This window comes from Ferrimonas aestuarii, assembly GCF_005116665.1.
GTDB classification, from domain to species: Bacteria; Pseudomonadota; Gammaproteobacteria; order Enterobacterales; family Shewanellaceae; genus Ferrimonas; species Ferrimonas aestuarii.
The window spans coordinates 77,449-96,833 of record NZ_SWCJ01000012.1; the positions used below are offsets into that span (position 1 = coordinate 77,449).

The following is a 19,385-nucleotide window of genomic DNA, read 5'->3' on the forward strand; positions in this document are numbered from 1 at the left end:
AAGGAAACCCCGATGACCGCTCTCGATACTGCGATTTTGCAATCGAAAATCGATGCCCTAGACGGCAGCCAAACCGACCTTGAGGTGATGGATTTGTGCGTGGCCTGCAATGCACATCTGGATAGTTTAACGCTGACCAAACTTATTGCTGCCAAAGACGCGTTTGTGTCGGCGCTGACCAGTGCTAGCAGCGTTGACCAAATCAACCGAGTTAACGCCATGATTAAGGCACTGACCCCAGTAACACCAGCCTCGCACCCGAATGACGTGCACTTAATGGCCGAGGGGGAATTGGCACCGGTCAATCAAACGCTGTATTGCCCGTCAGTGGTAGAGAGCATTCGCTTGCCTGGTGACGATTCGGTGCCTGTTGGATCGTGGGTGGATTTTTTTATTCCCGCAGCGCAATCGGTGCTGGTCTCCATTGAAGGTCGCGGTTATTTCCTGCTGCTAGACACTGCCGACGACCAGCCCACGAAAACGGTAACTGTGACTGGTGCACTGCGGCTGTATTGGAATGGTTACAAGTGGCATCGCCAAACCCTAAATGATTTCGAAAAAGATCAGGCGCGTGGTGAGTGGGTGGTGAATATTGCCACAAGTCAGATTTGGACGGTACCCGAGGGGGTTTCGCAAGTTCAGCTAACCGCCGTTGGTGCCGGAGGCGGTGGAGCTGCAGGTGTATCAGACAGTCGGGATGGCCACGGCGGCGGTGGGGGCGCTGCGCTCGTTGACTATCCGCTGTCAGTGACGCCGGGCGAGCAGTTTACGGTAGTGATTGGTGCCGCCGCATCTCAAGCTACCAGCGCCGGGTCTAGTGGCGGTGATGGTGGCGATACGTCATTTGGCAGCATTGTGGTTTGTGGTGGAGGTAAAGGTGGCGGGGGCTATTCTGGTGGTGCCGGTGGCACCATGATCACGTTACCAAGTGACGCAAGTGGTCATGCCTATGCTGGTGGCCATGGGGCCAACCCTCAACCTGCCGGTGCAGTTGCTGAGTTTGTTGGTGGCACTGAGCAAGGTGGTGGTGCTAGCGCGTTGGCGGATGGTGGCGATATGGGGGGGTATACCTCGCATGCTGGCTCTGGTAAGTGGGGCAGTGGTGGAGGCGGCGGCAGTGACTCGTCGGTGGGCGGTCAGTATCGCAATGGGGGTAAGGGCGGAGATGGCATGGTTATCATTACTTGGACGGAGGCGATCTGATGCGCTGGGCAATCATTGAAAATCAACGAGTGATCAATGTAACTCTGGCTCGTTCCGCGCTGGCCGCGAACTGGGTGATAGCAGATGATGCCGTGTGCATTGGAGATGGGTATCGCAATGGCCAGTTCGACTATCAGCGCCCGCCGCAGAGGCTGGTGCCAGTGGTGCTAACCGGCGTTAGCGGTGCTGGTCTTGTGGCCAACAAGTCCGACTTTAGCTTGATCACAGTGCGTCAGGGGCAGACCGTGACGGTCACCGGTACGCTGGCCATTCCTGACCAGGGCTTTAATCTGCCGGTACGTCGAGCGGCTGGTGGCTATGAGCTTTTCCGAGTGGAGGTGGTGGATGGCGCCTTTGCTGTGGATCTTAATTTTGCCACTAGTGATGCGTACCTGGTGACTGATGCCGAGCTCAATAAAGATTTGCCCGAGGCCCAATTCTCCCTCGCCCCGACCGTCAGCATCGATGTGCTGCGGCAAATCGACTAACACCGTTTCCAACTTCCTTCCCTTCAATCCCCGCCACTAGTGGGTTTGTGCGCCGTGTCATAGCACGGCGCATATTTATCACTCACAATAAAACGCAATTTTACGTACAAAATTGCGCTTATGGATTCCCGACCTTTAAACCAAGATGAGTATTACCAGCAGCTGGTGGCCCGCAATACCGGACGCCGTGATGGTCTTCGGTACCGCAATACTCTGCTTTTGCATCTGGCTACATTGGTTGGCTTGCGAGAGTCAGAGTTAACCCAAGCGACCATAGGTTTGTTTGTTTCACCAACCGGTGATCTGCAGGAGTTCGTGATCTTGCCTGACTCAATCACTTGGGATGGCTACGAACGGCCAGTGCTTCTAACCCACCCCGAAGTCAAAGCAGCGTTCGAGGCGTACCTGCAGTGGCTCATTGAGTCCGGCATCAATACTCAACCAGGTAACAGTCATTTCGGCCTTAACCCCAACACACCGTTACTGGTGAGTGATAGTGGCAAGCCTTACACAATGCAGAGTCGAGGTGATCGGTTATCGCCTGCAGCGATGCATCGCCAATTGGATGGCATGATTAAAGCAGCTGATCTGTGGGATGCAGGTGTTAGGCGTAAAAGCCTGATGCGTACCTACGTGATCTTTGGATACCGAGCTGGTTTGAGCGTTAATGACTTGATGATCACCACCGGCCTGAGTGAGTCATCGATACAGCAGATCTTGGTAATGGATCTGGCGCAGTATGACCAGATTGCAGAGTGGTGGACTACTCAGAGAGAGCGGAGGATAAAACGACAGGAGGCGTTTGCACGCCGCCGGAAGTGGATGATCTGATTACTCTTTACTGGCCTCTTTGTTTAATACCTCTCTAGCCCACGCACTGACCTTTTGATCTTTCTTGGCAGCTGCGTGAGCCCACTGAGCTTTATCTTCCTCAGTGCACCTAATCTCTTGTTTCTTATCTAGCGTGACGGACTGTTTCGGTCGGCCAGGCGGTTTCTTTGCATCTTTCATAGGTTGCATTATTTGTCATGACAAAAATTTAATCAATACCCGTTGCTATTTTTGTCATGACAATAATATAATAATTGTCATGACAAAAACTAAGCAAGGTTGAGTATGATGAACGCCGAATTTGAATGGTCAGATAGTCTCAGCAGGCACCGTGCTGACGTACAAGCAATTATCGCCGTTGGTATTGGTGGTGGGTTTGCTGTGCTTGAAACCGTTGTCGGTAATGACTTGTGGAACTCTGATTCATCTGAGTATTTCGCTGACCCTGATGACTTGTTTTATGAAGGGGACGAGCCGCCAAAAGAGCCTGGCCTTTACCGATTTACTGGTTACACATCGACGCTGCACGGCGATGAATGGAACCACCATGGTTCTTACGAAAAGCTGCCCTTAAACCAATAGAGGAAACACGGATGTTAAAACCCGTTTATTTCGACACTGAAACCACTGGCCTGGGTAGCGATGCTGAGATCATCCAGATTGGGGTGGTGGGCGCCGATGGTACCGTGCTGATGGATACGCTGGTGCAGTGCCAAGGCGAGATCCCCGAGTCGGCCACCGCCGTGCATGGCATTACCAAGGCAGATTTAGTGGGGGCGCCAACGTGGCCGGAAGTGCACGAGCAGTTGATGGCTCACTTTGACGGCGCCTTAGTCAAGATTTACAACGCGTCGTATGACCGCCGCTTGCTGCAGCAAACCGCCGAACGCTATGAGTTGGAGGTGCCCCAGTTGGCGACCCAGTGCATCATGCGTCGTTATGCGGATCTGTACTTCGACGGGCAGTGGATGAGCCTGGTCAATGCGTGTGGCTATGAGCGCATCGATGTCTCAGATATTAAGGCCCACGACGCCGCCGGGGATTGTGAGATGACCCGCCGTTTGGATGCCATCATGAGCGCCGATGAGTTACGGCGCCAAGCTCGGGCTGAATACCGTGATCGGTTGTTGGCGCAAAAGATGGCCTTGGTGCCCGGGGACATCAGCGGTTATCCCGACTTTCGACAAGTCAGCCGACCGCTTGGGTTTAAGACCCTCAGCCAACTGCGTAAGCGGGATTTGGATAACTATGAGTTCGCAGGTCGATGCTGCGACACCTATGGCAACCCGGGCTACCTGTTTAAGCCCAAAGACCAATAGAGGAAACATCGATGGCCGTTACCGTCAAAAGCTACTTCTGTGGCGCTGGCTTAATGGATGCCGGTCTGCGTGAGGCGGGCATCGACATTGCCCAGGCGTTTGAGCTGGATGCCGACGCCTGCAAAACCTACCGCGCCAACTTTGGCGATCACATCACCCAGTGCGACATCGCCGAGCAGCTGGTGCTGGAGCAGGACAGCTGCGACGGCATGGTGTTTACCTATCCGTGCACCAAGTATTCAACCATCGCCGACATTCACGGCACCCGCAGCGGTGACGAGCTGTTTCTCCATGCGTTGCGCCATCTGGCCGTGGCTCGCCCTGAGTTCTACGTGGTGGAGAATGTACCAGGGATGCGCGCCTTTCCGGTGGTGATGGAAGCCATGACTAAGATGCCGGACTATTACGTGCACGTATTTTGCCCAGTGCGCTCTGAGCTGTGGGTACCGCAGCGCCGCCACCGGTTGATCATCATCGGCACCAAACATCCGTTTGAGGTGCGGCCACCGGAAAACACCCGCGCGGTGACGCTGGCCGAAATCCTTGAGGATGAACCCAAGGTGACTTTGCCAAAAGCCATCAAAGCCCGCATGGGCGGTGAGTACCGCGACCTGCCGATTATCTCTGACCCCAGTAAAGGCGACATTGCGCCGACCTGTGTGGCCCATTACGCCAAGGACAAGTCCACCCGTCTGGTGGTGGATAAGCGCTTTCCCCTGGGCGTTCGCCCGTACTCAGTGCGTGAGTACGCCCGCCTGCAGGGGTTAGAGGATGACTTTGTATTTCCGGTGAGCGATACCGCCGCCTATCGGCAGATCGGCAATGGCGTCTCCAAACATGTGGGCCAGTGGGTCGGCAATGAGATGATCCGCTACATGGCCCAATCGACCCGCCTCAAGATGGTGGCGGCCTAATTAACCGAGATAGGAAACGACTGATGGGAATTCGACGATTTAAAACGCTTAAGCCTCGTAATCCTTGCCCTGAGTGTGGCAATGCTACGATCTTTCGTGGACGATCTGAGCAGGTACAAGAAGATCTCTGTGAAGTTTGGGTTGAGTGCGATTGTGGACATAACCCTTTTGAGGGAAAGTCCGAGCATTGCATTGAATCTGTCTGGGGATCACTGGATGAAGGTTTCTTGCTGATGGCACTCGCTGAGTGGGATGAGTTAACGGAAGCAGCATAAAGGATAAGACTGATGAACTATTGCGACGAGTGTGGCGAGCAGATTTATCCAGATGATGAGGTGGTATCAATCGGGCTTGCTCGCTATCACTTCGAATGTGCCGAGGCCAAAGGCGTCGGTGAAAGCGATTAAGGAAGCGATCCATGGATAGTAAGCGACCTAAAAAGGTTGAGTATCACAAGCAGTGTCATGACTGCGGTCAGTTTCTAAAGAAGAAACTTTGGATTCGAAAGGATCACCCGTATCGAAAGCACGCATTGTGTCGTAGCTGCGCCAGCAATTACGAACATTGGACAGATTTTTAATCGAGGAAATGACTGATGAAGATCAGCCAATTGATTGCGCTGCTTGAGCAGCAACAGGAACAGCTGGGCGATGTTGAGGTGACCATGCAGGCCACTTTGTTGCCGGATGGCTATTGTGCTGCTGGCAACGTGGCTGACGTGTTTGAAAGCACGGTTGAATCAGTCCAAGAGCTTGATGAGGGCAGGCTAGGTATGCGCCTGCGCTTATTCTGGCAGTGCTAATAAAAGGAAACGAGCCATGGAAACATTCTCAGTCAATTTCTTCTTAGCCGGTCAGGTAAAGCAGCTGGCCTTTCGCCGTATGGCCGCCCCGCCAAGGAAGGGCGACATATGTATTTTCAATAAGCAGCAATACTTGGTGTGGTCAGTGACCTGGTGTATGGATGAGGATGCGACTAATGACGGTAGTCAACGGCTCAATCTCGAACTAGAAAAGATGTAGGGAGCGACTGATGGATTTTGAAGTGTTGGCGGGCCAATACGACGATGGTCATGAGATAAACGTTAAGTACAGCGATGTCTTTGCCACCTTGGATGATGCCATTGAAGCGCATGATAAGGTGAGCGACTATCCGTGGGCCTATATCCAGTACAAAGGCCGTACGTTGGATGTGTGGGCCAAAGGTAACGATCCGTTAAACCGATAAAGGAAACCAGCCTAGTTGTGCTTTATAACACAACGGTTATATAATGGTTGTGTTATACTTTTTAAGGGCGGCTATGAACATTTCTCTACGACAAATGGTTGACGATTACTACGGTGGAAACCGGGAGCAGGCGGCAAAAGCGGCGGGGATCAATACCGTTCAGCAGTTCAATAATTTGGTCTCGAAAGGCTACGAAGTGGCGCGCCTAGAAAATGGCGATTGGATCATGCTGACGTCGAAAACCAAGATCTTCAAAACCTCCAAATAACACTTGTGTTATATAACTCAAGTGTTATAATTATCTCAAGTTAAGGCAACAGAGATAAGGAGATGAAGTTAACCAAGCAACAACGCCAAGAGTTAGAGAACCAAAAGCTAACTCTGGAGGTGAGAAACAAGAGGCTAGACAATCTGAGACTCGCAATCCAAATTCCTCTAACCGTCTTGTTACTCGTTTTAGCCATCATTAAGCTCGCAGAGTTAAATATCTAAGGGCAAGGGGCGCAAGCCCCTTCGCAGAGGATAGCAAAGATGAAATGGTTTGAGTATTTCGAAAAGCATCAGGTGGGGTTCACCCTGGGGGCGACGGCGCTTGCGGTGGTGATCGCCCTGTATTTTGGCTTGGTGCATTGATGAGGCGCTGGCGTTCGTCGAGCGCCAGCGCCTTTGTATAGGGAACTATGAGAAATCTAAAGTACAAGGTCATTATTGTTGTGTTGAGCATGACTTGCATTGGCCTATATATTTCAAATGATCTCACCACGTTTGAAGGGTGTGTTTCTGAGCTTCACCGGCAGTTTTATGGCATCGAGAATGACTTTGAGCGAAGAGCTCGAGCTAGAGAGCTTTGCTTAGACCTAGTGCGTGAAGGGAAGGTTCTTCCTGAGAAACGCTGAGATTGGAAACTGATATGTTTATACGTCCATGGATGGGATTGATGCTAGTGCCAATGCTGGCGGTGGCTGGCAAAGATTACGGAGCAGCTCAAGTGACGGCGGTTACAAGCATCTATGATGCCGATACCTTTCGGGTGAACATCGATGGCTGGCCTGCCGTGGCGGGTGAGCGGATCCCCGTGAGGGTGAAAGGGGTCGATGCTCCAGAGTTGCGAGGTCAATGCGACATGGAAAAGCAACTCGCACGCCAAGCAAAGCAATTTACCGTTCGGCAACTACGCCAGGCTAAGCAAATTGAGTTAAAGCACATTGAGCGAGGAAAGTACTTCAGGCTGCTGGCGGAGGTGTGGATTGACGGCAAGTCCTTGTCTGAAGAACTTATCAAAGCCGGTCACGCTAAAACGTACGCTGGCGGCGGGCGCCAAAGTTGGTGCCTTTAAAAAAGCAAAAAAAATCCATCTCGCTCATCACGGCATCTCATGTGATGCCCACGTGATGAAACGTGATGGATTTCCAGTGGTTCCACTGTGTGCCCGTAGTCGCTAAGTGACTGTTTTGTGGGCTTATAGTGGGTTTGTAGTTGGTGGAGTCGGGGGGAGTTGAACCCCCGTGCAGTTTAGAGAAAAGGCACCACTCTGGTGCCTTTTTCGGACTTAGCTTTGTGCGGATCCCAAAAGATTCCCTCCAAAACTATTTTTAAATCCATGATTTATAAGGATTTTAAAAACGTTCATAAATGCATAAAAACGGCTCCAGAATCGACTCTAACCATCTGATTTTAAACGGTATAAATCAACTTCTCACTGTATGCAGGAAGTGCATGTGCTTCTCATACTGATCGACGATGTCGGAGATGATCTGCTCTTTCGACCAGCCCATCACATCGTAGTCCTGTCCACCCTCAACTAAGAACACTTCGGCGCGGAAGTACATCTTGTCTTCATCTTCATCCTCTTCCACGGTGAAGCTCGGTTGAGCGACCGCGCGAGGGCGTAGGCCGTAACTAAAGTCATGCTCGTCGCCGTGGTGGACCATGAGCGTGGGTAGGCCTTGACGCTCTTCATCGATGTCGATGTGACATTCGATGCCTTGATTCTCAAGTTCGTTTTGTACTTCCATCATCGCGGGCAAAGCCACTGATTCTGCAAATCGGTGTACATGGCTTCGGCGAGGGAAGTGCGACAAGTTTTGAATACGTCGCTGCCACGGCACTGGGTTTTTGATGGTTTTCGGTGTCAGGTTGGTCTGCAGTTGACTCTCTTTCTTGGCGGCATCCACGGCCAGTGCTTTTAGCAGACCGTAGGTGGAGGCAAGCAGTACCACGGCAAATGGCAATGCAGTAGCGATGGTCGCCGTTTGCAGAGCTCCTAAGCCACCAGCCAGCAGCAAAGCGACGGCAACCACACCCTCTAGGCTGGCCCAGAAAACCCGTTGCCAAGTTGGAGTGTCATCGTGGCCACCGGAGGCCAGCATATCAACAACCATGGAGCCGGAGTCAGAAGAGGTGATAAAGAAGATCACCACCATGATGATGGCCACACCGGACAGCAGGTCCGACATCGGGAAGTACTCGAAGAACTGGAATAGGGTGATAGACACGTCCTGGTTTACCACTTCCCCCAACTTTTCGGCACCTTGGTTCATGATGAGATCAATGGCGCTGTTACCAAAGGCGGTCATCCACAACAGGGTGAAGCCTGCTGGCACGAACAGCACACCGGTAACGAACTGACGGATGGTGCGGCCGCGAGAGATGCGGGCGATAAACATACCCACGAACGGAGACCAAGACATCCACCAGCCCCAGTACAGCAGCGTCCAGCCACCTAGCCAGTCTGAACCTTCGTAGGCATAAAGGTTAAAGGTTTTACTGACGATCTCTGACAGGTAACCACCGGTGTTTTGCACGTACATCTGTAGCAGCAGTACCGTTGGTCCCAGCAGAATCACCATGATTAGCAGCAGTACCGCCAGCGTTAGGTTGAGCTCAGACAAACGGCGAATGCCTTTGTCTAGGCCAGAAACTACCGATAGGGTTGCAAGACCGGAGATCACCAGAATCAGCACCACCTGTACTTCGGTGTTGATGTCGATGCCGAATAGGTAGTTTAGACCGGAGTTCACCTGCAAAACGCCATAGCCCAGCGAGGTAGCAACACCGAAAACGGTACCTAAGATGGCGAAGATATCTACCGCATGGCCAATGGGGCCATAGATGCGATCGCCAATTAGCGGGTAGAGGGCAGAGCGCAGGGTCAGCGGCAGGCCGTGACGATAGCCGAAGAAGGCCAGAATCAATGCAACAATAGCGTAAATGGCCCACGCGTGAAGACCCCAGTGGAAGAAGGTCAGTTTCAAGGCTTCTCGAGCCGCTTCAACCGTGTGTGGGTCGCCCACTGGCGGCGACAGATAGTGCATCACTGGCTCAGCAACACCGAAGAACATCAGACCAATGCCCATGCCCGCTGAGAACAGCATGGCAAACCAGGTGGTGTTATTGAAATCTGGAGTGGCGTGATCCGGCCCCAGTTTGATGTCCCCATAACGGGATAGACCGAGGAAGGCGACGGTTAAGAGAATGAGTGCAACGCTGGCAACGTAGAACCAACTGGTGTTGACGTTGATCCAAGTTTGAACCGCACCAAATTGCTGATTGGCGTGGTCAGGGAAGAGCGCTGCATAGCCCACCAAAAGAAAAATCAATATCGTGGAGGTAAAGAAGACCGGGGGATTGATCTTGCTTTTGAAGGGCAAGACTGATTCGACAGACATATAGGCTCACTAATTACTTTTAATAGACCCGCTTATGTAAGGGTAGCGGTTTACCCATAACCTAGTGTGAAAAGGTGAACAAAAGAACGCATTTTCGGGCTAGGGCAATGGCTGAGTTAAGGCTCCTGGAGTGAGCTCAAGGCACTGTTTGCCATTTTGAACAGAGGGCTTGAGACAAAGAATCGACCAGTATGCCAATTGAACCGCCTAGGTCAAATGGTAACTTTGGCTAATTCTGCGCCCATCTTCGGTGGTATGTTCCTAAATGTCGCAAAGTTGAGTGCTACAGTGGTCAACTTCGCCGCATAATATAGGTGAGAGATTCCCCAGCGGGCGTGAAGTGGGTCACAATTTGAATCTGATCTGACAAATTATCTGAAAAAGTAACATCAGGTTACTGTTTTCACTTGAAAATGATGTTGGGCAAGATACGGTGGCTAAAAATACAACAACATGGAAGGAACGGATGATGAGACTCGCCCCCAACGCAGTAACGGCATCTTGTTGCGCTTTAGCGCTGTTATTCACCAGTTCGGCATCGGCGTTTGATCGGATAACTGGCCATCATTTTGCCTCTCGCTCTGAGGTACTGGCGCAAAATGGCATGGCCGCGACCAGCCAGCCTCTTGCGACGCAGGTGGCATTGGATGTATTAAAACAGGGGGGCAACGCCATCGATGCGGCCATCGCCGCCAACGCCATGTTGGGGCTGGTTGAGCCAACGGGCAATGGCATTGGTGGTGACCTGTTTGCCATTGTTTGGGACGCAAAAACTGAGCAGCTCTATGGCCTTAATGGTTCCGGACGCAGCCCGAAGTCATTAACTATTGAGTATTTTCAGCAGCAAGGGCTAAGCTCAATTCCCGCCTATGGGCCATTGCCGGTGTCAGTTCCTGGTGCGGTGGATGGTTGGTTTGAGCTCCATGATAAGTTTGGCAAGATGCCGATGGAAAAGATTCTTGCCCCCGCCATTGAGTACGCCGAAAACGGCTTTCCGGTTACCGAACTTATTGCCTACTACCTCAATCGTTCTGCCGAACGTCTAGCAAAATACCCCAACTTTAAAGAGACCTTTATGGCGGATGGCAAGATGCCGCAAAAGGGGGAGATCTTTAAAAATCCCGATCTGGCCTACAGCTATCGTTTGATCGCCAAAGGCGGTCGAGATGCGTTCTATAAAGGTGAAATTGCCAGAGTTATCGATAAGTACATGAAAGAGAACGGTGGCTTCCTAAGTTATGAAGACCTAGCCAGCCACCGCAGTGAGTGGGTGACTCCGGTGAGCGTTAATTACCGAGGTTACGATTTGTGGGAGCTGCCACCAAATGGTCAGGGCATTGCCGCTCAGCAAATTCTCAAGATGCTGGAGGCCTATGATATCTCCGCCATGGGCATCGACAGCCCAGAGTATGTGCACACCTTTGTCGAAGCCAAAAAGCTCGCTTTTGCCGATAGAGCCAAATTCTATGCCGATATGGATTTTGCCAAGGTGCCGGTGGCCGAGCTGCTCTCGGAAGAGTATGCCGCCAAACGCCGGGCATTGATCGATCCTGAGAAAGTCGCCAAATCGGTCAATCCGGGTAATCCAGCGCTTAATCATGGAGACACCATCTATCTGACCACCGCAGATAAGCAGGGCAATATGGTCTCTCTTATTCAGAGTAACTACCGAGGTATGGGCTCAGGCATGACGCCAACGGGCTTGGGTTTCGTACTGCAAGACCGTGGTGAACTGTTCAACTTGGCACCCGGGGAAGCCAATAGTTACGCGCCCGGCAAGCGGCCATTCCACACCATTATTCCTGCGTTTGTGACCAAAGATGGTAAGCCTTGGCTTAGCTTTGGGGTGATGGGCGGCGCCACTCAGCCCCAGGCTCACGCTCAAGTTTTAATTAATCTCATCGATTTTGGCATGAACCTGCAGGAAGCGGGGGATGCGCCAAGAATCTTGCATTCAGGTTCCAGTCAGCCAACGGGTGAGAAGATGACCGATGGCGGCATTTTGTCTTTAGAGAATGGCTTTTCCGCAGCCACCAGACGGGCATTGGTGCAACTGGGGCATAAGCTTCAGGAGAATTCCGGCAGCTATGGTGGCTACCAAGCGATCATGTGGGATGAGAAAAACCAGACCTACATCGGGGCTTCCGAAAGCCGCAAAGATGGTCAGGCGGCGGGTTATTAAACAGCAACCGCTTGATGTCTGGCCAGCAACCGTTTTTATTACTGCTGCAGTAGGGATTTCAAGTGAATTCACTGATTTGCTGTGGTACACAATAGTCTGAATTATTCGGGAGAGAAGTGATGACTCGACATCTACGCATTTGCGCAATGGGCTTGATTGCCGCCATGGGGTTGGCTGGCTGTCAAAGTACGGATCCATATACCGGTCAACAGAAGACCTCCAATACGGCTGTGGGCGGCGGCGTTGGTGCGATTACCGGCGCTATAATTGGTGCGGCGGTTTCCAGCAAAAGCGATCGCGGCAAAGGTGCCCTGATCGGGGCGGCGGTTGGCGGCCTTGCGGGAGCAGGTGTGGGTAACTACATGGATAAGCAGGAAGCGCAGCTGCGTCAGCAGCTTCAGGGAAGCGGCGTGAGTGTGACCCGTAATGGTGACAACATTATTTTGAACATGCCTGGCAACATCACCTTTGATACCGCTCGGGATCAAGTGAAAAGCCAGTTCTACCCAACCTTGGATTCCGTGGCTTTGGTACTGAAAGAGTTTGATGAAACCAAGGTGTTGGTTGCTGGCCATACTGACAGCATCGGTACCGCGGCAGACAACCAAGCCCTGTCTGAGCGCCGAGCAATGAATGTGGCTAAGTATCTGGTAAGCCAGAATCTGTCCTATCAGCGCGTTACTTCAGTGGGCTATGGCGAAAGCCAGCCGATTGCCGACAACATGTATGAAGCGGGTCGTTCCCAGAATCGCCGAGTTGAACTGACGCTGACCCCCATGGTTCGTTAATGAGCAAATGGCCTAGGTTCTAAAACAAAAACGCCCAGCGGTTATGCTGGGCGTTTTTATTTACGGTACGCAGTTGGGCTAGCCGAAGATACCGATAAATAGCGCTCGAGTGATGGCCACCGTAGCCAGCATCTCAACGGCAATGATGACCCATTTCAGCTTCGGGCGTTTTAACTGGGCCAGAAATGACGGGAAGGAGATGGTTAAGGGAACTAATACGCCGCCAACGGCCAGAAACAGTATCCCACCTAAAATGCCGCCACTAACACCAGAGTGGTAGAGCACAACAAAAAGCGTGAGCAGATAGATGAGCAGAGTACGGCGGGCAATTTTACCGGCGGCGGCTCGATGCTCTGGGTTTTTCATGATCTGTTCGATATCAATCATATCGGTACCTATAACTTTGACTGAGCTTACCCTATGCAATGACAACGGGCTTTTCAACCACAGGTGGGTGTAAACCGATTAGGAGATCACGTTATTGAATGCCATTTGACCAATTTTGCCTTCAAACCAAGCCCAATCGATCGTCCAAGCCAACTGCAGCACACCCATAAGCCAAAACCACAACTGGAAGCTCAGCTTTCGTGTCTTGTGCCGAAACCACTGCTGACCGAGTAGAGCACCGGACCAGCCACCGAGTAGAGCAAACAGATGCAGGGATTTTTCCGGAATACGCCAACTGCGATGAACAGCTCGGCGTTTGTCCATCCCATAAAGGACAAACGCGATGGTACCCATCACCAACCAGTAGACCAATAAATTGGGTTCAGTGATCCACTTTGGGTAGCCGGCGGCAATGGGGGCTAGGCAGAGTAAGGCAGTGATGAATTTCGGCATATTTAGGCGGGTTGTGTTTTGGTGACGACATTCTATGGAACTCTAGCCTATCCCGCCAAGGGTAATATTGAGGCAGTAGCGAGAGGCTGTCCTGTCCCTCGCTGTTTTCGGTTAAGCGCTGATGTGTGCCAGCAGTTTCTCAGCAACCAAGATGGAGCTGGCTGGGTTTTGGCCGGTAATCAGCAGGCCATCTTGCACGGCAAAGCTGTTCCAGTCGTCGGTGCGCTTGTACTGCCCGCCAAGTTTAATCAGCTCATCTTCAAGCAGGTATGGCACCACATCGGTGAGCTGAACCGCTTCCTCTTCGCTGTTACTGAAACCAGTTACCAAACGCTCTTTCACGATAGGCTGCCCCAAGCTGTCTTTTACCTCGAGCAGCACTGCAGAGGAGTGGCACACTGCGGAAACCGGCTTGTTGCTGCTCAAAAAGGTGCTGATTAAGGCGATGGAGTCGGCATCCTGTTTCAGATCCCACAGTGGTCCGTGGCCGCCAGGGTAGAACACGGCGTCGAACTCATCGGCATTGATGCTAGCCAGGGGCAAGGTGCTGGCCAGTGCCCCTTTGGCGCTGGCATCGTTATCGAAACGACGGGTGGCATCGGTCTGAAAATCTTCCAGCTCGCTCTTTGGATCAATCGGAGGCTGACCGCCTTTCGGCGAGGCTAAGGTTACCTCAGCACCAGCGTCGATAAAGGCGTAGTAGGGGGCGGCAAACTCCTCAACCCAGAAACCGGTCTTTTCGCCAGTGTTGCCTAGCTCAGCGTGGGAGGTCAGTACGATTAGAATCTTCTTAGCCATGATGTAACTCCAAAATTGTGCTTTGTTGTGTCCTGTTGAGTGCATTATTCACTGATTCATTAGTTTGCGTAATGGCCAATGATTGAGTTAGTTTGTTCTAAAAATTTAGACAATGGTCGTGGGTATGTTGTCGTTTGAGCAGTTAAAAAGCATGGTGGTGTTTGCCCATGTGGTGAACCGGGGTAACTTCAGCAGTGCGGCCCGCCATTTAGGGTTAACTCGAGGCGTGGTCAGTTACCACATCAATAAGCTGGAGCAGCAGCTTGGGGTGACTCTGTTAAACCGTTCAACCCGGACGCTGTCTCTCACTGAAGCGGGGCGAAACTACTACCAATATTGCCAAGCGATCACCGACCAAGCCGCCACGGCCCAGCAGCAGATTGAGAATTTTAAGCAGGAGCCCAGTGGCGAGCTCAAGATCAGCGTGCCGGTGAATTTAGGCCTGCAGATATTGGTTCCCGCTTTTAGTCAGTTTAAGACGCTGTTTCCCAAAATTAAGCTGCAAGTTGCTTTAACTGATGAGGTGGTGGACATCGTCGCCGAGGGTGTGGATCTGGCCATTCGTGGTGCGCCACTTGTTGATTCGAGTTTGCAGGCCACCCGGTTAGCCGATCTGCAAACTGGGCTGTTTGCCGCGCCAAGCTACCTTAATCGCTTTGGTCGCCCCGATGAGCCTGAGCAGCTGAATCAGCACCAATGGGTGCACTACCTTGGCAGTGATGTGGTGGAGCTGTTTCAGGGCAATCGCTCCTACAGCATTAAGACCCAAAGTGAGGTTGCCACCAACAATGCATCGGCAAGAACCGCTTTTGTGGTTGGCGGCCACGGCATTGGCCGAATTCCTCGCTACGACGCCCAGCCTAAAGTGGAAGCGGGGCTACTTGAACCGCTGCTGAGTGCCTACGAGCTTAAGCCCATTGAGGTGTATGCGGTGTTTGCTCAAGGGGCGGCCACCACCAAAAAGCTCAGAGTGTTGCTGGATTTTCTAAAGCAGCACTTTGAGCAGCTGGCCGACAGCCTCAATGGTGCCAGTCGAGTGCGATGAATTCACTGCGGGTTTGTTGATTGGTAAAAGAGTATTTCTGCTGCAGTGATTCAGCTTCGGGGCGCAAACTGCTAAAATCCATCGTTTGTTTTGTGATTGCGGAAGCCAGTCTTGAGTAACCCCTTTTCCCCAGAGCAGTTGGCGCTGTGCATGCAGGCCGATGCGGCCACCATTCGTCGTCGCTTAAGCGGCATGAAAAAGATCAAAGATGCGGGTAAACGTGAAGCGATCTCCGCTCAATTGTTGGAACTTCGCGAGCAAAGCCAGCTAAAAGTGGCTACCCGTGCGGTCAACATGCCTGCCATTAGCTACCCAGATCTGCCGGTCAGCGATAAGCGTGATGACATCAAAGAGGCCATCGCCAACAATCAAGTGGTGATCGTCGCCGGTGAGACCGGCTCGGGGAAAACCACCCAGTTACCAAAGATCTGCATGGAGCTTGGCCGGGGTAGTCGTGGCCTGATTGGCCACACTCAGCCCCGCCGTTTGGCCGCTCGTGCGGTTGCCAGCCGCATTGCCGATGAGCTGGATAGCCCCCTTGGGGAGCACGTTGGCTTTAAGGTTCGATTCGCCGATCAAACCTCACAAGAAAGCTACGTTAAGCTGATGACCGACGGTATCTTGCTGGCGGAGATCCAGCACGATCGCCGCTTGGACATGTACGATACCCTGATTATCGACGAAGCTCACGAACGTAGCCTTAACATCGACTTTATTCTGGGTTATCTCAAAGAGCTGTTGCCACGCCGGCCGGATCTCAAGGTGGTGATCACCTCGGCCACCATCGATGTAGAGCGCTTCTCTAAGCACTTTAACGAGGCGCCGGTGATTGAGGTTTCCGGCCGAACCTATCCGGTGGAGATGCGCTATCGCCCTCTGGTGCGTGACGATGAGCGCGATCTGGATCAGATGGAAGGCATTTTCCTAGCCGTCGATGAGCTGTGCGCCGAAGGCCTTGGGGACATTCTTATCTTTATGAACGGTGAGCGGGAGATTCGTGATACCGCCGATGCTCTGCGACGCCGCAACCTTCGAGATACTGAAATTCTGCCGCTGTTCGCCCGTTTGTCCCACGCCGAGCAAGCCAAGATCTTCTCCGGTCACGCCGGTCGGCGCATTGTGCTGGCCACCAACGTGGCGGAAACCTCGTTGACGGTGCCGGGCATCAAATACGTGATTGACCCAGGTACTGCCCGCATCAGTCGCTACAGTTACCGCACTAAGGTGCAGCGCCTGCCCATTGAAGCGGTGTCTCAGGCCAGCGCCAACCAGCGTGCCGGTCGATGCGGTCGTGTCTCCGAAGGCATCTGCATTCGCCTTTATTCTGAAGAGGATTACCTGAGCCGGCCGGAGTTTACCGACCCAGAAATTCTGCGCACCAACTTAGGTTCGGTAATTTTGCAGATGTTGGCACTGGGTCTTGGTGACATTGCGGCGTTTCCTTTTGTGCAGCCGCCGGATAACCGCCACATCAACGACGGCATGCGGCTGCTGGAAGAGCTGGGCGCCATCACCCTGACGAAAGGGATGCCAAAGCTGACCAAATCTGGCAGGCAGCTGTCTCGGCTGCCAATTGATCCGCGTCTGGCCCGCATGGTGCTGGCAGCGAAAGAGCAGGGCTGCGTGCATGAGGTGATGGTGATCGCCAGTGCTTTGTCGATTCAAGACCCCCGTGAGCGGCCAATGGATAAGCAGCAGCAGTCCGATGAAAAGCATCGTCGCTTCGCTGACAAAGAGTCAGACTTTATCGCCCTGCTTAATCTGTGGGACTACCTTAAAACCCAGCGCAGTGAACTGTCGACCAATCAGTTCCGCCGTCAGTGCCGTACTGATTTCCTCAACTATTTGAGGATTCGTGAGTGGCAAGATCTTTACAGTCAGATTCGTCATTCGTTGTCTGAGCTGGATATGAGCCTGAACATCGGCGAACGTGCTGGCTACGATCAGATCCACAAGGCTCTGCTGTCTGGACTGTTGTCTCACATCGGTAGCAAAGAGCCCGAAGGCCACTTTAAAGGTGCTCGCAATAGCCAATTTCACATCTTCCCGGGTTCGTCGCTGGCCAAAAAATCCCCGAAATGGGTGATGGCCGCCGAACTGGTGGAGACCAGCCGTCTGTTTGCCCGCATGGTGGCCAAGATTGACCCGCTGTGGGTGGAGCCACTCGCTGGCCATCTGGTCAAGCGCAGCTACGCCGAGCCGCACTGGGAGCAAAAGCCCGGCTCGGTAATGGCCTTTGAGCAAGTGACTCTGTTTGGCGTCATCATTGTGCCAAAGCGCAAACTGCAATATGGCCCTATTGATCCGGTGGAGTCTCGCAACATCTTTATCCAGCAAGCGCTGGTGGGCGGCGAACTCGGTGGTAACGAAGCCTTCTTGAGAGAGAACTTGGCGCTAATTACCGAGGTGGAAGATCTTGAGCATAAGTCTCGCCGCCGCGACATTCTGGCGGACGATGCCACCCTGCAAGCCTTCTATGAGGAGCGCCTGCCTGAGGGAATTTACACCCGGCAATTGTTCCGAGGCTGGTGGGGTAAAGCCCGCAATACGCAGCCGGATCTGCTGAACTTCTCTAAATCCTTGTTGATGCGCCGAGATGCCAACCACGTTGGCGAACTGGACTTCCCCGACAGCTGGCATCAAGGGGAGCTGACGCTGCCACTTAGCTATCAGTTCGAGCCTGGCACCGAGCAAGATGGTGTCTCTGTGCATCTGCCACTGGCGCTGCTGAATCAGGTTGAGGAGCATGGCTTTGATTATTTGGTTCCGGGCCTGCGCCATGAGAAGTTAGTGGGCTTGATTAAGAGCTTGCCAAAGACTCTGCGTCGTAACTTTGTGCCGGCGCCAAACTACGCCGACGCTCTGATGCAGTCGATTAAGCCTTTTGAGCTGCCACTGCTCGAAGCGGTCTGCAAACAGCTGCTGCGCATGAGCGGCACCAAGGTGACTCCGGAAGATTTCGATTTAACCACCCTAGATAAGCACCTGCTGATGAACTTCAAAGTGGAAGATCACAGGGGCAAAGTGCTGGCGCAAGGGCGAGATCTCCATGAGCTTAAACACCAATTGAAGGGCAAGGTGCAGACCGCCATCGCTAAGGTCGCCGATAAAGGCATTGAGGCTGAAGGCATCACCAGCTGGAGCTTTGGTACTCTGCCTGAAAGCTATGAGCGTAAGCAGGGCAGCTACCAAGTGAAAGCGTTCCCTGCGCTGGTAGATGAAGGCCAGAGCGTTGGCATTAAGCTGTTTGATAAGCCTGAGCGGGCCAAAGAGGCAGGACGTGCGGGGATGCGCCGCTTGCTGCTGATTAACGTGCCCAATCCGGTTAAGTACCTGCAGCAGTCGTTGCCGAACAAAGCCAAGCTAGCGATGTACTTTAACCCCTTTGGTAAGGTAGAGCTACTGATCGATGACTGCATTCAATGTGGTTTGGATCAGCTGATTGACCAATACCCCAATGCGGTGCGTGACGCCGATGAGTTTGAAAAGCTCAAAGAGCTGGTTCGCGGCGAGTTGGGAGACACCGTGGTAGCCATCGGCATTAAGGTGGAGCAGGTGATGACCCTGTTCAACAAGATTAAAAAGCGCCTTAAGGGCAAGATGGATCTGCAAACCGCGTTTGCCATGTCTGATATCCAGAGCCAGCTGGATAATTTGGTGTTTAAAGGCTTCGTTCGAGCCGCAGGCTGGCAGCGACTGGATGATCTAGGCCGATACCTACAGGGCATAGAACGTCGCCTTGAGAAGCTGCCGGTGGATCCTAACCGCGATCGTTTGCATCTACTTAAGGTGCAAAAGAGCATGGAAGCCTATCAGTCGGCACTGAATAAGCTGCCGAAAGGGGTCGAGCCGTCGCCACAGTTGGCGGAAGTGCGTTGGATGATTGAGGAGTATCGCATCTCCTGTTTCGCTCAAACCTTAGGGACCAAATACCCCATCAGCGATAAGCGCATTCAGATCGCCATTGACGAAGCCAGCTAGCAGGGTCGTTATCTTACGCAATGACAAAGGGGAGGCTTACGAGCCTCCTCTTTGTTTATCGGCATATTGTATTCAACCTGGTTGGTAATCTTGGTGTTTTC

Annotated in this window: 19 protein-coding genes; 15 read left to right on the forward strand and 4 right to left on the reverse strand. The window is 52.6% G+C overall.

Annotated features, from left to right (window positions below; translation table 11 throughout):
* The first annotated feature begins 12 nt into the window (after positions 1 to 12).
* From FCL42_RS22005 to FCL42_RS14730, 11 genes are all read left to right on the forward strand, one after another.
* Complete coding sequence (locus FCL42_RS22005) at positions 13 to 1,203, forward strand: glycine-rich domain-containing protein (RefSeq protein WP_136864178.1); 1,191 nt, start codon at positions 13 to 15, stop codon at positions 1,201 to 1,203.
* Positions 1,203 to 1,691 carry a hypothetical protein gene (locus tag FCL42_RS14680; RefSeq protein WP_136864179.1) on the forward strand — a complete coding sequence of 163 codons (489 nt, stop codon included), beginning with the start codon at positions 1,203 to 1,205 and terminating at the stop codon, positions 1,689 to 1,691. The genes FCL42_RS22005 and FCL42_RS14680 overlap by 1 nt, the downstream gene beginning before the upstream one ends.
* 120 nt (positions 1,692 to 1,811) lie before the next feature.
* Positions 1,812 to 2,522 (forward strand): integrase, encoded by a 711-nt coding sequence (locus tag FCL42_RS14685; protein ID WP_136864180.1) that lies wholly within the window; start codon positions 1,812 to 1,814, stop codon positions 2,520 to 2,522.
* Positions 2,523 to 2,807: 285 nt separating this feature from the next.
* Positions 2,808 to 3,104 (forward strand): hypothetical protein, encoded by a 297-nt coding sequence (locus FCL42_RS14695; protein WP_136864182.1) that lies wholly within the window; start codon positions 2,808 to 2,810, stop codon positions 3,102 to 3,104.
* 11 nt (positions 3,105 to 3,115) lie between these two features.
* The gene (locus tag FCL42_RS14700) at positions 3,116 to 3,841 is read left to right on the forward strand and encodes a 3'-5' exonuclease (protein WP_169308404.1); all 726 of its coding nucleotides are present in this window, start codon (positions 3,116 to 3,118) and stop codon (positions 3,839 to 3,841) included.
* Between the two features lie 11 nt (positions 3,842 to 3,852).
* Positions 3,853 to 4,755 (forward strand): DNA cytosine methyltransferase, encoded by a 903-nt coding sequence (locus FCL42_RS14705; protein ID WP_136864184.1) that lies wholly within the window; start codon positions 3,853 to 3,855, stop codon positions 4,753 to 4,755.
* Positions 4,756 to 5,350: 595 nt separating this feature from the next.
* A complete protein-coding gene (locus tag FCL42_RS14710; RefSeq protein WP_136864185.1) occupies positions 5,351 to 5,557 on the forward strand; it encodes a hypothetical protein in 207 nt (68 codons plus the stop codon).
* 16 nt (positions 5,558 to 5,573) lie between these two features.
* Positions 5,574 to 5,777, forward strand: a complete 204-nt coding sequence (locus tag FCL42_RS14715; RefSeq protein ID WP_136864186.1) for a hypothetical protein — start codon at positions 5,574 to 5,576, stop codon at positions 5,775 to 5,777.
* Between the two features lie 10 nt (positions 5,778 to 5,787).
* Positions 5,788 to 5,982: a hypothetical protein gene (locus FCL42_RS14720; protein ID WP_136864187.1), complete on the forward strand. Its 195-nt coding sequence runs from the start codon at positions 5,788 to 5,790 to the stop codon at positions 5,980 to 5,982.
* A gap of 73 nt (positions 5,983 to 6,055) precedes the next feature.
* Entirely contained in the window at positions 6,056 to 6,250 is a 195-nt protein-coding gene (locus FCL42_RS14725; protein WP_136864188.1) for a hypothetical protein, read from the forward strand.
* 642 nt (positions 6,251 to 6,892) lie between these two features.
* A complete protein-coding gene (locus tag FCL42_RS14730) occupies positions 6,893 to 7,318 on the forward strand; it encodes a thermonuclease family protein (RefSeq protein WP_136864189.1) in 426 nt (141 codons plus the stop codon).
* A 352-nt stretch (positions 7,319 to 7,670) separates the two neighbouring features.
* Here FCL42_RS14730 and betT read toward each other — a convergent pair whose 3' ends face one another.
* Complete coding sequence (betT, locus tag FCL42_RS14735; protein ID WP_136864190.1) at positions 7,671 to 9,650, reverse strand: BCCT family transporter; 1,980 nt, start codon at positions 9,648 to 9,650, stop codon at positions 7,671 to 7,673.
* 466 nt (positions 9,651 to 10,116) lie between these two features.
* Between betT and ggt the strand changes: the two genes are divergently transcribed.
* Both ggt and FCL42_RS14745 read left to right on the forward strand, forming a co-directional pair.
* A complete protein-coding gene (ggt, locus tag FCL42_RS14740) occupies positions 10,117 to 11,832 on the forward strand; it encodes a gamma-glutamyltransferase (RefSeq protein ID WP_136864191.1) in 1,716 nt (571 codons plus the stop codon).
* A gap of 119 nt (positions 11,833 to 11,951) precedes the next feature.
* Positions 11,952 to 12,620 carry an OmpA family protein gene (locus FCL42_RS14745; protein WP_136864192.1) on the forward strand — a complete coding sequence of 223 codons (669 nt, stop codon included), beginning with the start codon at positions 11,952 to 11,954 and terminating at the stop codon, positions 12,618 to 12,620.
* Between the two features lie 78 nt (positions 12,621 to 12,698).
* Here the strand turns inward: FCL42_RS14745 and FCL42_RS14750 are convergent, their stop codons facing one another.
* The 3 genes from FCL42_RS14750 to FCL42_RS14760 all read right to left on the reverse strand — a co-directional run bounded on the left by FCL42_RS14750 (position 12,699) and on the right by FCL42_RS14760 (position 14,258).
* Positions 12,699 to 13,007 carry a hypothetical protein gene (locus tag FCL42_RS14750; protein ID WP_136864193.1) on the reverse strand — a complete coding sequence of 103 codons (309 nt, stop codon included), beginning with the start codon at positions 13,005 to 13,007 and terminating at the stop codon, positions 12,699 to 12,701.
* 78 nt (positions 13,008 to 13,085) lie between these two features.
* A complete protein-coding gene (locus tag FCL42_RS14755; RefSeq protein ID WP_136864194.1) occupies positions 13,086 to 13,460 on the reverse strand; it encodes a DUF1294 domain-containing protein in 375 nt (124 codons plus the stop codon).
* A 111-nt stretch (positions 13,461 to 13,571) separates the two neighbouring features.
* Entirely contained in the window at positions 13,572 to 14,258 is a 687-nt protein-coding gene (locus tag FCL42_RS14760; RefSeq protein ID WP_136864195.1) for a type 1 glutamine amidotransferase domain-containing protein, read from the reverse strand.
* Between the two features lie 124 nt (positions 14,259 to 14,382).
* Here FCL42_RS14760 and FCL42_RS14765 point away from each other — a divergent pair, with 124 nt between their 5' ends.
* Positions 14,383 to 15,303 (forward strand): LysR family transcriptional regulator, encoded by a 921-nt coding sequence (locus tag FCL42_RS14765; protein ID WP_136864196.1) that lies wholly within the window; start codon positions 14,383 to 14,385, stop codon positions 15,301 to 15,303.
* Between the two features lie 111 nt (positions 15,304 to 15,414).
* Positions 15,415 to 19,284 carry an ATP-dependent RNA helicase HrpA gene (hrpA, locus tag FCL42_RS14770; protein ID WP_267873238.1) on the forward strand — a complete coding sequence of 1,290 codons (3,870 nt, stop codon included), beginning with the start codon at positions 15,415 to 15,417 and terminating at the stop codon, positions 19,282 to 19,284.
* The last annotated feature ends 101 nt before the right edge of the window (positions 19,285 to 19,385 follow it).

Coding starts and splice junctions, on each gene's coding strand:
- FCL42_RS22005 (WP_136864178.1), top strand. CDS start 13: ATGACCGCTCTCGATACTGCGATTTTGCAATCGAAAATCGATGCCCTA.
- FCL42_RS14680 (WP_136864179.1), top strand. CDS start 1,203: ATGCGCTGGGCAATCATTGAAAATCAACGAGTGATCAATGTAACTCTG.
- FCL42_RS14685 (WP_136864180.1), top strand. CDS start 1,812: ATGGATTCCCGACCTTTAAACCAAGATGAGTATTACCAGCAGCTGGTG.
- FCL42_RS14695 (WP_136864182.1), top strand. CDS start 2,808: ATGATGAACGCCGAATTTGAATGGTCAGATAGTCTCAGCAGGCACCGT.
- FCL42_RS14700 (WP_169308404.1), top strand. CDS start 3,116: ATGTTAAAACCCGTTTATTTCGACACTGAAACCACTGGCCTGGGTAGC.
- FCL42_RS14705 (WP_136864184.1), top strand. CDS start 3,853: ATGGCCGTTACCGTCAAAAGCTACTTCTGTGGCGCTGGCTTAATGGAT.
- FCL42_RS14710 (WP_136864185.1), top strand. CDS start 5,351: ATGAAGATCAGCCAATTGATTGCGCTGCTTGAGCAGCAACAGGAACAG.
- FCL42_RS14715 (WP_136864186.1), top strand. CDS start 5,574: ATGGAAACATTCTCAGTCAATTTCTTCTTAGCCGGTCAGGTAAAGCAG.
- FCL42_RS14720 (WP_136864187.1), top strand. CDS start 5,788: ATGGATTTTGAAGTGTTGGCGGGCCAATACGACGATGGTCATGAGATA.
- FCL42_RS14725 (WP_136864188.1), top strand. CDS start 6,056: ATGAACATTTCTCTACGACAAATGGTTGACGATTACTACGGTGGAAAC.
- FCL42_RS14730 (WP_136864189.1), top strand. CDS start 6,893: ATGTTTATACGTCCATGGATGGGATTGATGCTAGTGCCAATGCTGGCG.
- betT (WP_136864190.1), bottom strand. CDS start 9,650: ATGTCTGTCGAATCAGTCTTGCCCTTCAAAAGCAAGATCAATCCCCCG.
- ggt (WP_136864191.1), top strand. CDS start 10,117: ATGATGAGACTCGCCCCCAACGCAGTAACGGCATCTTGTTGCGCTTTA.
- FCL42_RS14745 (WP_136864192.1), top strand. CDS start 11,952: ATGACTCGACATCTACGCATTTGCGCAATGGGCTTGATTGCCGCCATG.
- FCL42_RS14750 (WP_136864193.1), bottom strand. CDS start 13,007: ATGATTGATATCGAACAGATCATGAAAAACCCAGAGCATCGAGCCGCC.
- FCL42_RS14755 (WP_136864194.1), bottom strand. CDS start 13,460: ATGCCGAAATTCATCACTGCCTTACTCTGCCTAGCCCCCATTGCCGCC.
- FCL42_RS14760 (WP_136864195.1), bottom strand. CDS start 14,258: ATGGCTAAGAAGATTCTAATCGTACTGACCTCCCACGCTGAGCTAGGC.
- FCL42_RS14765 (WP_136864196.1), top strand. CDS start 14,383: ATGTTGTCGTTTGAGCAGTTAAAAAGCATGGTGGTGTTTGCCCATGTG.